This is a genomic window from Pseudomonas sp. GW460-12-10-14-TSB1, from assembly GCF_017349775.1.
Taxonomy (GTDB): Bacteria; Pseudomonadota; Gammaproteobacteria; order Pseudomonadales; family Pseudomonadaceae; genus Aquipseudomonas; species Aquipseudomonas piscium.
On sequence record NZ_JACNAC010000048.1, the window covers coordinates 1 to 19,486 of the forward strand.

The window sequence follows — 19,486 nt, forward strand, 5'->3', positions numbered from 1 at the left end:
GGCAATGGCGTTCTCGCAATAACGACGCAGGGCCGGGGTCAGGGCGCCGTTGCCGACTTCGCGCAGCAGGTCCTTGCTGGCGCGCATGGCGCACGGGCTGTTGAGCAGCAGGTTGTCGATCCACGACGCCACCTGTTGTTCCAACTCGGTCGCCGGGTAACTTTCCGACAGCAGGCCGATTTCCCGGGCCCGCTGGCCGCTGAAACGCTCGGCGGTCAGGGCGTAGCGGCGCGCCGCGCGTTCGCCGATGGCCTGCACCACGAACGGGCTGATCACTGCCGGGGCCAGGCCGATGCGGACTTCCGAGAGGCAGAACTGCGCGTCGTCGGCGCCGATGGCCATGTCGCAGCAACTGATCAGGCCCAGGGCGCCACCAAAGGCCGCGCCTTGCACCACGGCCAGGGTCGGGATCTTCAGCTTGGCCAGGTTGTACATCAGCTCGGCCAGCTCACGAGCGTCGTCGAGGTTGGTGTGGTAGTCGAGTTCGGCCGACTGCTGCATCCAGGCCAGGTCGGCGCCGGCGCTGAAGTGTTTGCCACGGCCGCGCACCAGCAAAAAGCGCAGGGCCGGATCGCTTTGCACCTGATCCAGGGCGAGGATCAGCTCACGGATCATTTCCGCGTTGAAGGCGTTGTTCTTTTCTTCACGGCTGAGCCACAGGGTGGCGAAACCACGCGGGTCCTTCAGCAGTTCCAGGGTGTTGAAGTCGTTCATGTCGGTTTCGCTCCGGGTCACATGCGGAACACGCCAAAGCGGCTCTGTTCGATAGGGGCGTTGAGGGACGCGGACAAGGCCAGCGCCAGGACGTCGCGGGTCTGCGCCGGGTCGATGACGCCGTCGTCCCACAGCCGGGCGCTGGAGTAATACGGATGGCCCTGGTGTTCGTACTGATCGAGGATCGGCTGCTTGATCTCGGCTTCCTGGGCGGCGCTGAATGGCTGCCCGCTGCGTTCGGCCTGCTCGCGCTTGACCTGCACCAGCACCCCGGCGGCCTGCTCGGCGCCCATCACGCCGATCCGCGCGTTGGGCCACATCCACAGGAAACGTGGGTCGTAGGCGCGGCCGCACATGCCGTAGTTACCGGCGCCGAAGCTGCCGCCGATGATCACCGTGAACTTCGGCACCTTGGCGCAGGCCACCGCGGTCACCAGCTTGGCGCCGTGCTTGGCGATGCCGCCGGCTTCGTATTTCTGCCCGACCATGAAGCCAGTGATGTTCTGCAGGAACAGCAGCGGGATGCCGCGCTGGCAGGCCAGTTCGATAAAGTGCGCGCCTTTCTGCGCGGCCTCGGCGAAGAGGATGCCGTTGTTGGCGAGGATGGCGATCGGGTAGCCGTGCAGGTGAGCGAAGCCGCACACCAGGGTGGTGCCGAACAGCGCCTTGAACTCATCGAAGACCGAACCGTCCACCAGCCGCGCTATGACTTCGCGCACATCGAAGGGTTGCTTGGCGTCCGCCGGAATCACCCCGTACAGCTCGTCGCTGGCATACAGCGGGGCGATCGGCGCGCGTTGCTGCAACTCGCCCTGCTTGCGCCAGTTGAGGTTGGCGATGCTGCGCCGGGCCAGGGCCAGGGCGTGTTCGTCGCTGTCGGCGTAGTGGTCGGCGACACCGGAGATCTTGCAGTGCACATCGGCGCCACCGAGGTCTTCGGCACTGACCACTTCACCGGTGGCAGCCTTCACCAGCGGCGGGCCGGCAAGGAAGATGGTGGCCTGTTCGCGGACCATGATCGCTTCGTCGGCCATGGCCGGCACGTAGGCCCCGCCGGCGGTGCAGGAGCCCATGACAACAGCGATCTGCGGGATGCCCTGGGCGCTCATGTTGGCCTGATTGAAGAAGATCCGCCCGAAGTGCTCGCGGTCGGGAAATACCTCGTCCTGGCGCGGCAGGTTGGCGCCGCCGGAGTCCACCAGGTAGATGCAGGGCAGGCGGTTCTGCTGGGCGATGGTCTGGGCGCGCAGGTGTTTTTTCACGGTCAGCGGGTAGTAGGAGCCGCCTTTCACCGTGGCGTCGTTGGCCACGATCATGCATTCGACGCCTTCCACCCGGCCGATGCCGGCAATCACCCCGGCGGCCGGCACGTCTTCGCCATACACCTCGTACGCCGCCAGTTGGCTGACTTCGAGGAAGGGCGAGCCCGGGTCAAGCAGGCGGTTGATGCGTTCGCGCGGCAGCAGTTTGCCGCGCGAGGTGTGCCGTTCCTGGGCCTTGGCGCCGCCGCCTTGCTGGACCTGGGCGAGCAGGGTGTGCAGGGCATCGACCTGTTTGAGCATCGCCGCGCTGTTGGCGACGAATTCCGCCGAACGGGGGTTGAGCTGGGTATGCAGGATAGCCATGGACAGCTCCGTTAGCGGGTTTCGTTGAACAGTTCGCGACCGATCAGCATGCGGCGGATCTCGCTGGTGCCGGCGCCGATTTCATACAGCTTGGCGTCGCGCAGCAGGCGGCCGGCGGGGAATTCATTGATGTAGCCGTTGCCGCCGAGGATCTGGATTGCGTCCAGGGCCATCTGGGTGGCGCGTTCGGCGCTGTAGAGGATCACCCCGGCGGCGTCCTTGCGCGTGGTCTCGCCGCGTTCGCAGGCCTGGGCCACGGCATACAGATAGGCGCGGCTGGCGTTGAGCTGGGTGTACATGTCGGCGACCTTGCCCTGGATCAGCTGGAACTCGCCGATGCTCTGGCCGAACTGCTTGCGGTCGTGGATGTAGGGCACCACCAGGTCCATGCAGGCCTGCATGATCCCGGTCGGGCCGCCGGAGAGCACCACACGCTCGTAGTCCAGGCCGCTCATCAGTACCTTCACGCCGCCATTGAGGATGCCGAGGATGTTTTCTTCCGGCACTTCCACGTCATCGAAGAACAGCTCGCAGGTGTTGGAGCCGCGCATGCCCAGCTTGTCGAACTTGTTGCTGCGGCTGAAGCCTTTCCAGTCGCGCTCGACGATGAATGCGGTAATGCCGTGCGGGCCCTTTTCCAGGTCGGTCTTGGCGTAGATCACGTAGGTGTTGGCGTCGGGACCGTTGGTGATCCAGGTCTTGCTGCCGTTGAGCACGTAGTGGTCGCCGCGCTTGTCGGCGCGCAGCTTCATCGACACCACGTCGGAGCCGGCGTTGGGTTCGCTCATGGCCAGGGCGCCGATGTGTTCGCCGCTGATCAGCTTGGGCAGGTATTTGCTTTTCTGCTCGTGGTTGCCGTTGCGGTTGATCTGGTTGACGCAGAGGTTGGAGTGGGCGCCGTAGGAAAGGGCGACCGAGGCCGAGCCACGACTGATTTCTTCCATGGCCACCACGTGGGCCAGGTAACCCAGGCCGGCACCGCCGTACTCTTCCGGCACGGTAATGCCCAAGAGGCCCATGTCGCCGAACTTGCGCCACATGTCGGCGGGGAACAGGTTGTCGACGTCGATCTGTGCCGCCCGTGGCGCCAGCTCGGCCTTGACGAAGGCCTGCACCTGGTCGCGGAGCATGTCGATGGTTTCGCCGAGGGCAAAGTTCAGGGTCGGATAGCTCATGGGGGCACCTTCAAACTTGTTTTTATGTAAGGGAGTCGGGCTGTAGAGAGCGGGTGATCCGGCTCTCACCTTTACGTTAACGTAAGCCTGCGACAGGTGGCTGTCAATCACCCTTTACGTAAACGTCAACTTGCGCCAGAGTAGGGGCGTTTTCGCTGGGGGCCAGGCTCCTTCGCTACACGCCTGGCTCATGCTTGCCCACTAATAAAGACAATAGGGGTCATCATGGATCAACCCGCATCCGCGCCGGGGCGCAGCTACACTCGCGGCACGCAGGACAAGGCCTTGCTGGCGCTGACCATCGGTCAGGCGTTCGATCGCACGGTGGCGTCATACCCACAGGGCGAAGCCCTGGTGGTGCGTCATCAGCAGCTGCGCTACAGCTGGCAGCAACTGGCCGAAACCGTCGATCTGCATGCCCGGGCGCTGCTGGCCCTGGGGCTCAAGACCGGCGACCGGCTGGGCATCTGGGCCCCCAACTGCGCCCAGTGGTGCATCAGCCAGTTCGCCAGTGCCAAGATCGGCGCGATCCTGGTGAACATCAACCCGGCCTATCGCAGCTCCGAGCTGGAATACGTGCTCAAGCAGTCCGGTTGCCAGTGGCTAGTGTGCGCCGGCGCGTTCAAGACCTCCGATTACCACGCCATGCTCCAGGGCCTGGCGCCCGAGCTGGCGCAGCAGTCCATCGGCCAGTTGCAGAGCGAGCGCCTGCCGGATTTGCGCGGTGTGATCAGCCTCGACGCGCAGCCGCCGTCGGGCTTTCTGCCCTGGTCGCAACTGGCCGACCTGGGGGCCGGCGTCAGCGTCGAAGCGCTGCGCGAACGCCAGGACAGCCTGGACCCCGACCAGGCGGTGAACATCCAGTACACCTCCGGCACCACCGGTTTCCCCAAGGGCGCGACTCTCAGCCACTACAACATCCTCAACAACGGTTATATGGTCGGCGAGAGCCTGGGCCTGGGTCATGAGGACCGCCTGGTGATCCCGGTGCCGCTGTACCACTGCTTCGGCATGGTCATGGGCAACCTGGGCTGCGTGACCCACGGCACCACCATGATCTACCCCAACGATGCCTTCGATCCGTTGTTGACCCTGAGCGCCGTGTCCGAGGAAAAGGCCACCGGGCTGTACGGCGTGCCGACCATGTTCATCGCCATGCTCGACCAGCCACGACGGGCCGAGTTCGACCTGTCGAGCCTGCGCACCGGGATCATGGCCGGGGCCACCTGTCCGATCGAGGTGATGCGCCGGGTGATCAGCGAGATGCACATGAGTGAAGTGCAGATCGCCTACGGCATGACCGAAACCAGCCCGGTGTCGTTGCAGACCGGCCCGGCGGACGACCTCGAACTGCGCGTGACCACGGTCGGCCGCACCCAGCCGCAGCTGGAAAGCAAGATCATCGACGAGGCGGGCAATATCGTGCCGCGGGGCACCATCGGTGAGTTGTGCACCCGCGGTTACAGCGTGATGCTGGGCTACTGGAACAACCCCCAGGGCACGGCCGAAGCCATCGACCAGGCGGGCTGGATGCACACCGGCGACCTGGCGACCATGAACGAGCAGGGTTACGTGTGCATCGCCGGGCGCAACAAGGACATGATCATCCGCGGCGGCGAAAACATTTATCCGCGCGAACTGGAGGAGTTTTTCTTCACCCATCCGGCGGTGGCCGACGTGCAAGTGATCGGCATCCCGTGCTCGAAATACGGCGAAGAGATTGTCGCCTGGATCAAGTTCCACCCCGGCCACAGCGCCAGCGAGGAGGAGCTGCAGGCCTGGTGCAAGGAGCGTATCGCTCACTTCAAGACGCCGCGTTACTTCAAGTTCGTCGAGGAATTCCCGATGACCGTGACCGGCAAGATCCAGAAGTTCAGGATGCGCGAGATCAGCATCGAGGAGTTGCGCGGGCGTTCCTGATGTCATCGTGAGCAAGCTCGCTCTTTGTAGGAGCGAGCTTGCTCGCGATAGCGACCCCAAGGTCGCCGCCGAATCAGGGAAGAAAACAGGAATGGCAGAAAGCACAAAGGGGAGCCGAAGCTCCCCTTTAATTTTTGTCGTTGCGTGCTCTTTTTTTATTATTGAGGGGCGGTCTGTTGTTGTTTTTGGCAACCGTTACCCTTTACCGCTGTTTTTGGCGATCCCCATCCGGGATCAAGAGCAAACGTATTTTTTTGAGCGCTGATCTATTTTCTCGCTTGAGCGACCAACCAGTTCGGGAGCTACCTTGGGGTAGTTTTATTGTTCTCTGCCCGGTTGCGGGTGGCTCTTATTGTTAAAGACACCCTGGAAAACACATCCTCTCCAAAAAAATCTGTTAGCTGCGTCTCTGCCGTGTTGTTTTTGTTATGTCAGAGTCGTTTCGTCTTATTTTTATTAGCTTTGCTGCTTTTTATTCTTGTTATGCCAGAGATATAGCAGAAGCCGTGCCAACTTTTTAAAATCCTTTAAAATCAACGACTTAATAAAAATGGTCTTTCATCTGTACCGCTAGAAAATCGACAAACTGTTTCCGTGTTACCCGTTTCGAGCGTGCGCTAGAGCGGCCGGTAACACCCTGAAACAGGCAACCCCCTCAACCTGGGTAACGGGCCTTGGCGACGCGCGAGCCGGTGGGGCGCCCCAGCACGGAGCAGATCTGCTGGCCGGCGAGGATCAGGCGCTCCATGTCGATACCGGTTTCGATGCCCAGCCCATTGAGCAGGTACAGCACGTCCTCGCTGGCGACGTTACCGCTGGCGCCCTTGGCGTAGGGGCAGCCGCCGAGCCCGGCGATGGAGCTGTCGAACACCGCGATGCCTTCCAGCAGGCTGGCGTAGATATTGGCCAGAGCCTGGCCGTAGGTGTCGTGGAAGTGCCCGGCGAGCTTGTCCCGCGGGACATGGGCAGCCACCACCTCGAACATGCGGCGGGTAGCGCCGGCGGTGCCGGTGCCGATGGTGTCGCCCAGGGACACTTCGTAACAGCCCATGCTGTACAGCTCGCGGGCAACCACCGCGACCTGTTCCGGCGCTACCTCGCCTTCGTAAGGACAGCCCAGCACACAGGACACGTAACCGCGCACGGTAACGCCATGCTGTTTCGCCGCCTCCATGATCGGTACGAAGCGTTCCAGGCTCTCGCTGATGGAGCAGTTGATGTTGCGCTGGGAGAAGGACTCGGAGGCGGCGGCAAACACCGCGACCTCCTTGACCCCGGCGGCCAGGGCGTCTTCGAAACCGCGCAGGTTCGGGGCGAGGGCGCCGTAGGTCACCCCCGGCTTGCGCTGGATCTGCGCGAACACCTCGGCGGACCCGGCCATCTGCGGCACCCATTTGGGCGAGACGAAGCTGCCGACTTCTATATAGCCGAGCCCGGTCGCGCTCAGGGCGTCCACCAGTTGCACCTTGTCGGCGACGCTGATGGGCTGGGCTTCGTTCTGCAAACCGTCGCGAGGACCGACTTCGACCAGGCGCACATGGGTGGGGAGGGACATGGGGCTTTACCTTTTATATGTAGGGCCGCTGATGTAGCCGCTGCCGCAGGCTGCGCTCGGCGACGAAGTCGGCGTAAAACCAGGCACTGTGGTCTGTCTGGCAGATTGTCTGTGTTACTGGGGCGGTTACTGCACGGCGCTTTTCTGATTCTTGATGGTCTGCTCCAGCGCCTGGGTGCAGCGCTCTTCCGCGGTGTCCAACTCCAGCTTCATCTGTTCGATGTCCAGCAACTGCTGCTCCAGCTGTTCGCGGCGCTCGGCGATTTTCGCCAGCATGCTGTGCAGCTGCTTCAGGTTGCCGCTGCTGGGGTCGTAGAGTTCGATCAGCTCGCGGCATTCGGCCAGGGAGAAGCCGATGCGCTTGCCGCGCAGGATCAGCTTCAGGCTGACCTTGTCCCGTGGCGAGTAGATGCGTTCCTGGCCACGACGTTCGGGGGCGAGCAGGCCTTGTTCTTCATAAAAGCGGATGGCCCGGGTGGTGATGTCGAGCTCGCGGGCGAGGTCGGAAATGCTGTAGGTCTGGCTGCTCATGGGGGCACTCGAAAAAGGTCTTGGCGTTAAACTAATTCGAGGTTGACGTATACGTCAAGCAAGATGCAACCCTATCCGTAGGAGCGAGGCTTGCCCGCGATGGGTACGTTGAGGTTTCCCTGAACCACCACGTTCTTCCTTATCGCGGGCAAGCCTCGCTCCTACCGGTCACTTCTCGAGTTTTTTCTCGTGGGCCGTCACCTGCTGGCACAGCTCGATCATCTGCTCGCGCATCCAGCGGTTGGCCGGGTCCTGGTCGGTGCTTTCGTGCCAGTAGAGGTGGGTCTCCAGCGGTGGCACGTCGTTGACCGGCAGGTTGAAGGCTTGCAGGTCGTGGCGACGGGCGAATCTCTCGGGCACGGTCATGACCATGTCGGTCTGTTGCAGCACTTGCGAAGCCATCAGGTAATGCTGGGAGCGCAGGGCGATCTTGCGCTGGATGCCCATCTTGCCCAGGGCCAGGTCGACGTAACCCAGGCCGCTGCGGCGGCTGGAGATGTGGATATGGGTCAGCGACAGGTAGTCGTCGAGGCTGAGTTTTTCCTTGTTCGCCAGCGGGTGGCTCTTGCGCATGGCACAGACGTAGCGGTCCTCCATCAGCTTGACGTGGCGGACCTGCGGGTCGGTGTTGAGGGGGGCATCGACGGCGAAGTCCAGGCGGCCGGCGGCCAGTTCCTTGGTGGTTTCCCGGCGCTTGGACAGGAAACTCTCGATGATCACCGTGGGGGCCAGGCGCCGCAGGCGCTGGAACAGCGGCGGCAGGATCACCGCCTCGGTCAGGTCGGTCATGCTGATGCGGTAGGTCTTGACCGCCTGCAAGGGGTTGAAGATGCGGCTTTCCTGCACCGACACCCGTAGCAGCGACAGGGCGTTGCGCACCGGGCCGATGATGTTCTGTGCCATGGGCGTGGGCACCATGCCCTGGGCGGTCCGCACGAAGAGCGGGTCGTTGAAGGTCTCGCGCAGGCGAGCCAGGGCGTTGGAGACAGCGGGCTGAGTGATGCCGACGATCTGCCCGGCACGGGTCAGGTTGGCTTCGGTGTAGATCGCGTCGAAGACGATGAAAAGGTTGAGGTCGACCTTGCTCAGATTCATTGCGCTGCACTCTTATTGTTAGGGGCCGGGGGATTGTCGAGTCCGGGAATATTGTCAGTCCGACCAGTGGGCTGATGGCCTGCCCGATCAGTCAATCATATATCGGTGATGAATGTTAATACACGCCGAGAATAGGCTAGGTAAATTTTCGTAAGCTGTTCTAGCATCGGTTCCATGCCCTCAACCACCTCGCCAAGAAGGTAGCTGCCCATGGATTTCGCCTATTCCCCCAAGGTTCAGGAACTGCGTGAGCGCGTGACCGCGTTCATGGACACTTATGTCTATCCGGCTGAAGCAGTGTTCGAACGCCAGGTCGCCGAAGGCGATCGCTGGCAGCCGACGGCGATCATGGAAGAGCTCAAACTCAAGGCCAAGGCCGAGGGGTTGTGGAACCTGTTCTTGCCCGAGTCGGAACTCGGCGCCGGCCTGACCAACCTCGAATACGCGCCGCTGGCGGAGATCATGGGCCGCTCCCTGCTGGGGCCGGAACCCTTCAACTGTTCGGCACCGGACACCGGCAACATGGAAGTGCTGGTGCGCTACGCCAATGAAGAGCAGAAGCAACGCTGGCTGGAGCCGCTGCTGCGTGGTGAGATCCGTTCCGCCTTCGCCATGACCGAGCCGGATGTGGCGTCGTCCGACGCTACCAACATGGCCGCCCGTGCGGTGCGCGATGGCGACGAATGGGTGATCAACGGCAAGAAGTGGTGGACCTCGGGCGCCTGCGATCCGCGCTGCAAGATCCTGATCTTCATGGGCCTGAGCAACCCGGACGCGCCGCGCCACCAGCAGCACTCGATGATCCTGGTACCGGTCGACACCCCCGGGGTGAAGATTGTCCGGCCGCTGCCGGTGTTCGGTTACGACGACGCGCCCCACGGCCATGCCGAAGTGCTGTTCGACAACGTACGGGTACCCTACGAGAACGTGCTGCTGGGCGAGGGCCGTGGTTTCGAGATCGCCCAGGGCCGCCTTGGCCCGGGCCGGATTCACCACTGCATGCGTTCGATCGGCATGGCCGAGCGCGCGCTGGAATTGATGTGCAAGCGTTCGGTAAGTCGTACCGCATTCGGCAAGCCGCTGGCGCGCCTGGGCGGTAACGTCGACAAGATCGCCGATTCTCGGATGGAGATCGATATGGCACGCCTGCTGACCCTGAAGGCGGCGTACATGATGGACACCGTCGGCAACAAGGTGGCGAAAAGCGAAATCGCCCAGATCAAGGTGGTGGCGCCGAACGTGGCCTTGAAGGTGATCGACCGGGCCATCCAGATTCATGGCGGGGCCGGGGTGTCCAACGATTTCCCGCTGGCCTACATGTACGCCATGCAGCGTACCTTGCGCCTGGCCGACGGCCCGGACGAAGTGCACCGCGCGGCCATCGGCAAGTTTGAAATCGGCAAGTACGTGCCCAAGGAAATGCTGCGCAGCGGGCACTAAAAGCGATCACGGGCAAGCTTGCGTAGGAGCGAGGCTTGCCCGCGATAACATCCTCGATTACGCCGCCGATTTTCCCTCCCTCAATACACCCAGACCTCCACCCGCCGATTCTTGATCCGCCCCTCGTCCGCGGTATTGGCCGCGACCGGCATCTGCGCGCCAAAACCGCGGATCTCGCGCAGCACCACAGCGTTTCTCACCAGCTCCCGGCGCACGGTCATGGCTCTCAGCTTGGACAGCAATGCCGCGCGTGCCGGATCGTTCTTGGCGTCGCCGAAGCCGACCAGGGTCACGCGCTTGTTCAATTTGTCGTAGCGCTTCAAAAAATCCAGGACCCGCGCCAGATCCTGGCGTGCCTTGTTGTCGAGGGTGGCGCTGCCTTCCTCGAAACGGAAGTTCACGGTCAGGCGCTGCGCCTGCCGGGCGATGGCCTGGTAACCCTCGGGCATCTGCGGGGCGGGGGTGACACTCATGGCCAGCACCGTCTGGGCGATAAAACCGTTGGTCGCGACTATGGCCTGGCCCCTGGCGCTTTGGGCGAAACGCACCAGGGCGCTGGCCCAGGGGTTTTGCTCATCGGGTGGCAGGTAGAAGTACAGGCGCCGGGACAGCGGGTAGTCCTCGGTGGCGATCAGGCTGTCGAGGGGCAACATCGGCTGCGAACCGCCGTCGACGATCGCCACGGCCTTGGCCTGGCGCACATAGGGCAGGCCGATAAAACCTATGCCCTGGGGATCGTGGCTGACCGCGTCGGAGAGCAGCTCGCTGGACTCGAAGCGTTTCGCCGTGGTGCTCAGGTTCTTGCCGCGGTGGGCGAGCACCAGCTCCTTGAAGGTGTCGTAGGTGCCGGATCGATCATCGCGGGCGTACAGGTGAATGGCACCGCCGACGCCACCCAGTTCTTCCCAGGTTTTCACCTCGCCGCTGAATACCCGCGCCAGTTGTTCGGTGTCCAGCCGCGTCAGCGGGTTTTGCGGGTGGAGGATGATCGCCAGGCCGTCGATGGCGATCACCTGTTCGGCGTCGGGGTCTTTCAGGTCGCCGAGGGCTTCCAGTTCCACCAGTTCGCTGTCCTTGATCGGTCGTGACGCGGCGGCGAGGTCGGCGCTGGCGTTCTTCAGTGCGGCAAAGCCGGTACTGGAGCCATGGGCGGCGATCTCGACGAGAACGCGCCGGCCCTGGGCATCCTGGCCTGTCACCCGACGCTCATTGTCTTTGCCCGATGCCTCGATCCGTATGTCGAGCAAGCCCTGTTCTTGCATCAGGCCCTTGACCAGGGCCGGACCCAGCGCGGCACCGATGGTGTTGGAGCCCTGGATGCGCAACACCGGCTGGTTGTCGCCGGCCAGGGGCAGGGCAGCGAACACCGACCAGGGCAGGGCGTAGCAAACGAAGCCAACCAGCAGCAGGCAGAGGGTGCGGCACCAGAGGTCCCGTTCACTGACGGTGGAAACGCGTGACATGCGGCAATGGCCTTCTATGGCGAGAGCGAGTGCGGCGAGATTAAGTCAGGGAGGTGACGGGGATGTGACAGCTGATGGGGGTAACCAGAGCCTTCTCATGGCTTTTCAGAATGCTCTTAAAGACCCGGCACAGCTGGCTCAGTAGAGTTGAAAACTTTGTCTGGAGGGGAATTGGCGCACGCCGACTCTCGTCGTCACCAGGCGTCGATGCAGCCCTGGCTGCAATTTGCTTGTGTCAAAGGAGTATGAAATGAGTGGCTGGTTCGAGCTGAAGCAATATGGCAGCGGAGGTTTCAGGTTCTTGCTGAAGTCCAAGGACGCGCAGACCATGCTTCAAAGCGACCGTTACCCTTGTCGTGAGAGTGTCGATGCAGCCATCGCGCTGTTGCGCAAGCACTGCACGTCCCCGGGTAGTTACGAAAAGAAGATCGCCCCTGGCGGCAAATCCTACTTCAATCTCAAGGCCGGCAAGGAGGTGATCCTGGTCAGCCACTTGTATGACTCGGAGCCGACCCGTGAGTCCGCCATCGAGGCCATCATGCAGGCCGGCACCAGCACCCGGGTCGAACTGTGTTGAGACGCTGAAACAATAAAAAAAGCCCATCGCAGGATGGGCTTTTTTATGCCTGGCGATCAGCTCAGTTCGAGCCAGATCGGTGCGTGGTCGGAAGGTTTTTCCATGCCGCGCAGGTCGTAGTCTACCCCGGCATCCTTGATCCGTGGCAACAGGCCGCGGGAGGCCATGATCAGGTCGATGCGCAGGCCGCGCTTGGGTTCGTCCTCGAAACCGCGGCTGCGGTAGTCGAACCAGCTGAAGCGATCGGCCACCTCGGGGTTGAGGTGGCGGAAGCTGTCCACCAGGCCCCAGTTCTTCAGGCGGGCCATCCACTCGCGTTCTTCCGGCAGGAAGCTGCACTTGCCGGTTTTCAGCCAGCGTTTGATGCTGTCCGGGCCGATGCCGATGTCGCAGTCTTCCGGGGAAATGTTCACGTCGCCCATGACCACCAGCGGCTGCTCGTTGCTGAAACGGGTTTCCAGCAGGTGCTGCAGGTCGCTGTAGAAACGCTGCTTGGCCGGGAACTTGGTAGGGTGGTCGCGGCTTTCGCCCTGGGGGAAGTAGCCGTTCATGATGGTCACCGGGGTGCCATCGACGTCGGCGAAGGTGCCCCAGATAAAGCGCCGCTGGGCATCTTCCTCGTCACCGTCGAAGCCCTTGTGCAGCGCCAGCGGCGCCTGACGCGAGAGCAGGGCGACACCGTAGTGGCCTTTCTGCCCATGGAAATGCACGTGATAACCCAGCGCCTGGACTTCGTCCAGGGGGAACTGGTCGTCCGATACCTTGGTTTCCTGCAGGCCAATGATGTCCGGTTGATGCTTTTCGATCAGCGCCGCCAACTGATGGGGGCGGGCACGCAGCCCGTTGATGTTGAACGAGACGATCTTCATGGTCGGCAGTCCTGGCAAAACTGCGATGCTAGCCGACAAGTCGCCCGGCGGCCAGCGTGGCGGCAGGGCGGATGCGCTGCTAAGGTCCATGAGCAGCGCGCAGTGGAACGATCGCGGGCCTGCAAAGCTCGTAGCTATGAGCACACCAATAACTGGCACAAGTTTGCCGCCACCCAGCGCGGCCACTTCAAGCCGGGCCCAGGGGGAGACCAATCGCCATGCCTGAAACCTCGACTGCCATCGCCGACATTCATATGCTCGACAGCGGCTATGCCCGCGAAGCCCGTTCCCTGCTGTATCAGGCTTATCGCCACGAGCCGACCTTCGCCTATCTGTTCGAGTCCGAACGCCCGGGTTACGAACAACGGGTGCGGGCCACGGTGCGTGAGCTGGTCAAGCAGCACTTCATTCAGGACCTGCCGGCCATCGGCCTGCTGGTCAACGACCGGCTGATCGGTATCGCCCTGATCGCACCGCCCCAGCGTCGCCTGGGCATTACCGAGAGTTGGGCTTGGCGCCTGCGCATGGTGCTCAGTACCGGTTTCCGCTGCACCCGGCGTTACCTGGACTATCACGCGGCGGTGCTGGGCTGCCTGCCCAGCGATGCGGTGCATGTGCTGCCGCTGCTGGGAATTCATCCGCAGTTCCAGGGCAAGCATTTCGGCGAGCAGTTGCTGCAGGCGGTGCACAACTGGTGCGCGGAGGACGAGCATTCCCAGGGCGTGGTGCTGGACACCGGCAACCCGCGTTACCTGGCGTTCTATGAGCGCCAGGGTTACGAAGAGATTGGCGAGATCGCCGTCGGCCCGGTCCGCGAGCACATTTTCTTTCACGCCAACCCGCAGGTTCTGCAAAGCGCGACCGGCTGAACAGAACTTTCCTCGCATTTGTGCGCTCTATCGGGCTCCCTGCTCGTGATAGCATTCGCGCCTATGAAGTTTTCAGGAAGATTCACCAGCGGCTTTCTGCTGCTGTTCACAAGCTGTGCGGCACTGGCGCAAAGCGAATTGGACGTCAGGGTCAAACCCTCTAACGATGAGCTCAAGGCCAATGTGGAGGGCTACATTGGCGGGGTTGGCGATCGCGACGAGGAGGCTCTGCTGCGTTTCAGCCGTGGCGCCGAGGAGCAGGCCCGCAAGGCCGCCCAGGCCCTGGGCTACTACCAGCCGCAGATCAGCAGCGAAGTCAAAGGCGGCGAAAAGCCGCGTTTGGTGCTGAATATCGATCCCGGCGAGCCGGTGCATCTGCGCAATGTCACCATTCGGGTCGATGGCCCGGCGGCCTCCCTCAAGGGCTTTCGTGTGCCCAGGAGCGACCAGCTGAAAAGCGGCGCGGTCCTCAATCACGGTCATTACGAAGACGCCAAGCGGCTGATCCAGAACCAGGCGTCGCGCTACGGCTTTTTCAGCGGGCGTTTCACCCGGCAGAAGCTGGCCGTGGACCCCCAGGCCGGGGTGGCGGATATCGAACTGGTGTACGAAAGCGGTCCGCGTTATGCCCTGGGCAAGGTCAGTTTTGCCGGCGATACGCCGTTCGACGAAGACCTGCTGCAACGCATGGTGCCGTTCAAGGCTGGCGCCCCCTACGATTCCGAACTGATCGCCGAACTCAACCAGGCGCTGCAATCGAGCGGTTACTTCGAAGGCGTGCGAGTCGACGCGGCGCCGACCGCGGCCACCGCCGAGGTGATTCCAGTGGCGGTCCAGCTGGAAACCCGCAAGCCGCGCACCATGGGCCTGGGCCTGGGTTTTTCCACCGACGTCGGGCCGCGGGCCAAGGCCAACTGGACCCGGCACTGGGTCAATGCCCAAGGTCACAGTTATGGCTGGGAGGCGGAAGTCTCCGCGCCGCGGCAGAACGTCGGCCTGTTCTACGACATACCGCTGGACCCGCCGCTGACCGACAAGCTGCGTTTTGCCGGCGGCTATCAGAACGAAGAAATCGCCAACACTGACACCCTGAGCAAGCTGCTCACCCTCGGTCCCGAGTGGCACAGCAAGTTGCCCAGCGGCTGGCAGCGGGTCATCTCGCTGAAGTGGCAGCGCGAGGAATACCGCCTCGGCGACGACTCGGGCCTGAGTACCCTGTTGATGCCCGGCGTCAGCTATTCCTACCTGCGCAGCGATAACCGCATCGACCCGCACAATGGCTATCGCCTGCAATTCGACACCAAGCTGGCCAAGGAAGGGCTGGGCTCGGACACCAACCTGTTATATGGCACCGTGCTGCTCAAGGGCCTGACCACGGTGTGGGACAACCATCGGTTTCTCGGCCGGGTGCAGTTCGGTGGCAGCGCCACCAACGGCTACAAGAAGGTCCCGCCGTCCCTGCGCTTTTTCGCCGGTGGCGATCAGAGCGTGCGGGGTTACGATTACCAGAGCCTGTCGCCGGAGAACTCCGACGGCGACCGGATCGGCGGACGCTACATGGTGGCCGGCAGCGTCGAATACCAGTACGCCATTGCGGAAAAATGGCGCCTGGCGACCTTTGTCGACCAGGGCAACTCCTTCGACAAACTTGAACTGCCGAACCTCAAGACCGGGGTCGGTGTCGGCGTGCGCTGGGTGTCCCCGGTGGGGCCGATCCGCCTCGACCTCGCCCGTGCGCTGGACGATGACGGCGGCATTCGCTTGCACTTTTCCATGGGGCCAGAGCTGTGAAGCGTGGTTTGAAGATTGCGCTACTGGTGCTGCTTGCGCTGGTGGCGGTGCTGGTACTGGCGCTGGCTTCGATACTCGGCACCCAGGCCGGCAGTCGCTGGGCCCTGGGCCTGGTGCCGGGTTTGACGGTGGAGAACTTCGCCGGTCGCCTGGGCGGGCAGTGGAGCGCCGATCATCTGTTGTGGCAGCAGGACAGCAGCCGGGTCGAACTCCAGGCGCCGAAATTCGCCTGGTCGCCGGCCTGCCTGATGCGCATGACTCTGTGCATCGAGCAACTGGACGTGGAGCAGGTCAGCCTGCAATTCCCGCCGGGTGCGGAAGAAGAGAGCAGCGGCCCGATCAGCCTGCCGGATCTGCAGCTGCCCCTGGCCATCGAGCTGGGTCAGGTGCGGGTCGGCAGCCTGCAGTTCAATGGCAGCGAGGAACTCAAGGGCCTGCAGCTGGCGGCGCAGTGGACGACCAAGGGCCTGCAGATCGACTCGGTGAGCCTGCAACGCGACGACCTCAGCCTTAATCTTTCGGGGTTGTTGTCGCCCAGCGGCGACTGGCCATTGAGCGCCACCGGTACCCTGACCCTGCCGGCGCCCGGCAGTGAACCCTGGGCGCTGGTGCTGAAGGTCGACGGCGACCTGTTGAAGACCCTCAAGCTTGCGGCCGACAGCAGTGGTTATCTGCAAGGTCGGTTGAGCGGTGAGCTGCAACCGCTGGCGGAGAACCTGCCGGCCCAGGTGCGGATCACCGCCGATGGCTTCAAGGCCAGCGCCGATCTGCCCGATACCCTGATGCTCAATCAGCTGGAGCTGATCGGCAAAGGTGACCTCAAGGCGGGTTACCAACTGCTGGGCAAGGCTACCCTGCCGGCCGAACAGGGGCCGGTGGCACTGGCGCTGCAAGGCAAGGTCGACGCCAAGGGCGCGCAGATCGCCGCGCTGGACCTGACCGCCAACGACAAGCAAAACCTCAAGCTGACCGGCCAACTGGACTGGAGCCAGGGCCTGAACGCCGAAGCCAAGCTCGACTGGCTGGATTTCCCCTGGCATCGCCTGTACCCGCTGATCGAAGAACCCGCCGTGGCGGTGCGCCGTTTCAATGCTGAAGTCGCCTACCGCGATGGCAATTACCTGGGCAACTTCAAGGGCGACCTCGATGGCCCGGCGGGGGCGTTCAGCCTCAGCAGCCCGTTCAGTGGCGACCTGACAAAAATCTTCCTGCCCCAGTTCAAGCTCGCGGCCGGCCAGGGCAAGGCCGAAGGCCACCTGAACCTGCAATTCGCCGATGGCATCGCCTGGGACACCGCGCTGGACCTGTCGGCGATCAACCCGGCGTACTGGGTCGCCGAGCTGCCGGGCACCTTGGCCGGGCCGCTGCGCAGCCAGGGTGAGATGAAGAATGAGCAACTCAAGCTCAACGCTGACCTCGACCTCAAGGGCAAGTTGCGCGGCCAGCCGGTGGTGCTGCAGGCCAAGGCCGATGGCGCTGGCGAGCAATGGAACCTGAGCGCGCTGGATATCCGCCTGGGCGACAACCGCATCAACGGTTCCGGCCGCCTGCAACAACGTTTGGCCGGGCAGCTCGATATCAAGTTGCCACGTCTTGGCCAGCTGTGGCCCGAGTTGCGTGGCCAGCTCAACGGCCGCCTCGATGTGGCCGGCACCCTGAAGGCGCCGCAGGGCAAGCTCGACCTGCAAGGCCAGCAACTGGTGTTCGCCGACAATCGCCTGCAGAGCCTCAAGCTCGATGCCAACCTGGACAGCGCGCAACGGGCGCGGATCGACCTCAAGGGGGCCGGGATCCAGGTCGGTGAAACCTCGCTGGGGACGCTGACAGCCAGCGGCCAGGGCGATATCAAGAACCAGAAACTGCAACTGGACCTGCAAGGCCCGCAGCTCAAGCTGGCGCTGGGCCTGGACGGCAAGCTGGACCAGGGCAACTGGCGCGGCCGCCTGGCCAGCGGCGATATCCAGACCGGTGGCCAGGATTGGAGGCTGCAGGCCCCGGCGAAGCTCGAATACCTGGCCGACGGCAAGCTCAACTTCGGCGCCCATTGCTGGGCCAGCGGCGATGCCAGCCTGTGCGGCGAGGATCAGCGGCTGATGCCCGAGCCCAAGTTGCGCTACCACCTCAAGCAGTTCCCGATCGACAGCCTCGCGCAGTGGCTGCCCAAGGACTTCGCCTGGAAGGGCCGGCTCAACGCCGATATCAAGCTGGACGTACCGGCCGGCGGCCCGCAGGGGCGGATCCTGCTGGATGCCAGCGGCGGCACCTTGCGGGTCAAGGAAAAGCAGCAGTGGCTGGACTTCCCGTATCAGACGCTGAAAATCGACACCACCCTCAACCCCAAGCGTATCGATACGCAGCTGGCGTTCAGCGGCGGCAAGCTCGGTGAACTGATGCTGCAGGCGCAGATCAATCCGTTGCCGAAAAACAAGCCGCTGTCCGGCGAGTTCCGCCTCAGCGGCCTGGACCTGGCGGTGGCGCGGCCGTTCGTGCCGATGGTCGAGAAGCTCGCCGGCACCCTGAACGGCAGCGGGCGCATCTCCGGTGGTCTGCTGGCGCCGCAGGTCAACGGCAACCTGGCCCTCAGCGGTGGTGAAGTCTCCGGTCCCGAATTGCCCATCAGCCTCCAGGACCTGCAACTGCAGGCACTGATCTCTGGTGAAAGCGTGCAATTGAACGGTGGTTGGAAGAGTGGCAAGGCCGGGCAGGGCAGCCTGAACGGCAATATCACTTGGGGCCAGGCGCTGGTGGTGGACCTGAGCCTCAAGGGCTCGCAGCTGCCGGTCACCGTCGAGCCCTATGCGGTGCTGGACGTGGCGCCGGACCTGAAGATCTCGATGAAGGACGACAAGCTGGCGATCGCCGGCAAGGTCCAGGTGCCCAAGGGCGAAATCACCGTTCGTGAGTTGCCGCCGTCGACGGTCAAGGTGTCGGACGACACCGTGATCATCGGCCACCAGACCGAGGAGGGCAAAGCGCCGATGGCCATGGCGATGGACATCGATGTGGTGGTTGGCGAGGACAAGCTCAGCTTCACCGGTTTTGGCCTGACCGCCAACCTGCAAGGCCATGTGCACATCGGCGACAATATGGACACCCGTGGCGAGCTGTGGCTCAACGACGGCCGCTACCGCGCCTACGGCCAGCGCCTGACCGTGCGCCGGGCGCGCTTGCTGTTCGCCGGGCCGATCGACCAGCCGTACCTGGACATCGAGGCGATCCGCCAGACCGATGACGTGATCGCCGGTATCCGCCTCAGTGGCAGCGCCGAACAGCCGACCACGCAGATCTTCTCGGAGCCAGCCATGAGCCAGGAGCAGGCCTTGTCCTACCTGGTGCTCGGGCGTCCCTTGAGCACCACCGGCGAGGACAACAACATGCTGGCGCAAGCCGCCTTGGGCCTTGGCTTGATGGGCAGCTCGAACATCACCGGCGGGCTGGCCAAGGACCTGGGGATCGACGACTTCCAGCTCGACACCCAGGGCAGCGGCAATACCACCAGCGTGGTGGCCAGTGGCAATATTTCCGAGCGCCTCAGCCTGCGTTACGGGGTGGGGGTCTTCGAGCCGGCCAACACCATCGCCCTGCGCTACAAGCTGAGCAAAAAGGTCTACCTGGAAGCGGCCAGCGGCGTCGCCAGCTCGCTGGATATCTTCTACAAGCGCGACTTCTGATAACCGTCAGCGATCCAGTCCCCTTTGACGAGGGGGCTGGCTACCACCAAGCCATAACCCTCCAGCCGGTATTTCTTCCCCCGTTTTTTTCGATTTCAAGACTTTCCCATTAATTAGCTTAATAGTAAGCATGCTAATTATTGTTTGGATATTGGCTGCCTAGGCAGTAACATCTCGACATACTTTCGCTG

Annotated in this window: 15 protein-coding genes; 7 read left to right on the top strand and 8 right to left on the bottom strand. The window is 63.1% G+C overall.

The features are described 5' to 3' along the window. The 3 genes from J4D52_RS23110 to J4D52_RS23120 form a co-directional block, all read right to left on the bottom strand. On the bottom strand, positions 1-714 hold a 714-nt coding region (locus tag J4D52_RS23110), incomplete at its 3' end, for a gamma-carboxygeranoyl-CoA hydratase (protein ID WP_207272157.1). A gap of 17 nt (positions 715-731) precedes the next feature. After that, the gene (locus tag J4D52_RS23115; RefSeq protein WP_102677741.1) at positions 732-2,339 is read right to left on the bottom strand and encodes a carboxyl transferase domain-containing protein; all 1,608 of its coding nucleotides are present in this window, start codon (positions 2,337-2,339) and stop codon (positions 732-734) included. Between the two features lie 11 nt (positions 2,340-2,350). After that, positions 2,351-3,514: an isovaleryl-CoA dehydrogenase gene (locus J4D52_RS23120; protein WP_025804740.1), complete on the bottom strand. Its 1,164-nt coding sequence runs from the start codon at positions 3,512-3,514 to the stop codon at positions 2,351-2,353. Positions 3,515-3,739: 225 nt separating this feature from the next. Here J4D52_RS23120 and J4D52_RS23125 point away from each other — a divergent pair, with 225 nt between their 5' ends. Both J4D52_RS23125 and J4D52_RS23130 read left to right on the top strand, forming a co-directional pair. Then, positions 3,740-5,434: an AMP-binding protein gene (locus J4D52_RS23125; RefSeq protein WP_102677742.1), complete on the top strand. Its 1,695-nt coding sequence runs from the start codon at positions 3,740-3,742 to the stop codon at positions 5,432-5,434. A gap of 7 nt (positions 5,435-5,441) precedes the next feature. Continuing rightward, positions 5,442-5,699 (top strand): hypothetical protein, encoded by a 258-nt coding sequence (locus tag J4D52_RS23130; protein WP_155738298.1) that lies wholly within the window; start codon positions 5,442-5,444, stop codon positions 5,697-5,699. A 390-nt stretch (positions 5,700-6,089) separates the two neighbouring features. Here J4D52_RS23130 and J4D52_RS23135 read toward each other — a convergent pair whose 3' ends face one another. The 3 genes from J4D52_RS23135 to J4D52_RS23145 form a co-directional block, all read right to left on the bottom strand. Next, complete coding sequence (locus J4D52_RS23135; RefSeq protein WP_102677743.1) at positions 6,090-6,989, bottom strand: hydroxymethylglutaryl-CoA lyase; 900 nt, start codon at positions 6,987-6,989, stop codon at positions 6,090-6,092. Between the two features lie 126 nt (positions 6,990-7,115). Continuing rightward, positions 7,116-7,520 carry a MerR family DNA-binding transcriptional regulator gene (locus J4D52_RS23140; protein ID WP_025804737.1) on the bottom strand — a complete coding sequence of 135 codons (405 nt, stop codon included), beginning with the start codon at positions 7,518-7,520 and terminating at the stop codon, positions 7,116-7,118. A gap of 168 nt (positions 7,521-7,688) precedes the next feature. Continuing rightward, the gene (locus J4D52_RS23145) at positions 7,689-8,615 is read right to left on the bottom strand and encodes a LysR family transcriptional regulator (protein WP_009044615.1); all 927 of its coding nucleotides are present in this window, start codon (positions 8,613-8,615) and stop codon (positions 7,689-7,691) included. A 210-nt stretch (positions 8,616-8,825) separates the two neighbouring features. Between J4D52_RS23145 and J4D52_RS23150 the strand changes: the two genes are divergently transcribed. Then, positions 8,826-10,055 (top strand): acyl-CoA dehydrogenase, encoded by a 1,230-nt coding sequence (locus J4D52_RS23150; RefSeq protein WP_016701915.1) that lies wholly within the window; start codon positions 8,826-8,828, stop codon positions 10,053-10,055. A gap of 80 nt (positions 10,056-10,135) precedes the next feature. On the opposite strand, the gene J4D52_RS23155 is transcribed toward J4D52_RS23150, so the two are convergent. Further along, positions 10,136-11,518 carry a substrate-binding domain-containing protein gene (locus J4D52_RS23155; protein WP_102677744.1) on the bottom strand — a complete coding sequence of 461 codons (1,383 nt, stop codon included), beginning with the start codon at positions 11,516-11,518 and terminating at the stop codon, positions 10,136-10,138. A 250-nt stretch (positions 11,519-11,768) separates the two neighbouring features. On the opposite strand from J4D52_RS23155, the gene J4D52_RS23160 reads away from it, so the two are divergent. Next, complete coding sequence (locus J4D52_RS23160; protein WP_102677745.1) at positions 11,769-12,095, top strand: YegP family protein; 327 nt, start codon at positions 11,769-11,771, stop codon at positions 12,093-12,095. 56 nt (positions 12,096-12,151) lie between these two features. On the opposite strand, the gene xthA is transcribed toward J4D52_RS23160, so the two are convergent. After that, positions 12,152-12,964 carry an exodeoxyribonuclease III gene (gene xthA, locus J4D52_RS23165; RefSeq protein ID WP_063432031.1) on the bottom strand — a complete coding sequence of 271 codons (813 nt, stop codon included), beginning with the start codon at positions 12,962-12,964 and terminating at the stop codon, positions 12,152-12,154. Positions 12,965-13,182: 218 nt separating this feature from the next. Here xthA and J4D52_RS23170 point away from each other — a divergent pair, with 218 nt between their 5' ends. From J4D52_RS23170 to J4D52_RS23180, 3 genes are all read left to right on the top strand, one after another. Then, on the top strand, positions 13,183-13,833 hold the full coding sequence (locus J4D52_RS23170) for an N-acetyltransferase (RefSeq protein ID WP_102677746.1): 651 nt from the start codon (positions 13,183-13,185) through the stop codon (positions 13,831-13,833). A gap of 63 nt (positions 13,834-13,896) precedes the next feature. After that, positions 13,897-15,624: an autotransporter assembly complex family protein gene (locus J4D52_RS23175; RefSeq protein ID WP_102677747.1), complete on the top strand. Its 1,728-nt coding sequence runs from the start codon at positions 13,897-13,899 to the stop codon at positions 15,622-15,624. Then, positions 15,621-19,295 carry a translocation/assembly module TamB domain-containing protein gene (locus J4D52_RS23180; protein ID WP_102677748.1) on the top strand — a complete coding sequence of 1,225 codons (3,675 nt, stop codon included), beginning with the start codon at positions 15,621-15,623 and terminating at the stop codon, positions 19,293-19,295. Before J4D52_RS23175 ends, J4D52_RS23180 begins: the two co-directional genes overlap by 4 nt. Positions 19,296-19,486: the final 191 nt, after the last annotated feature.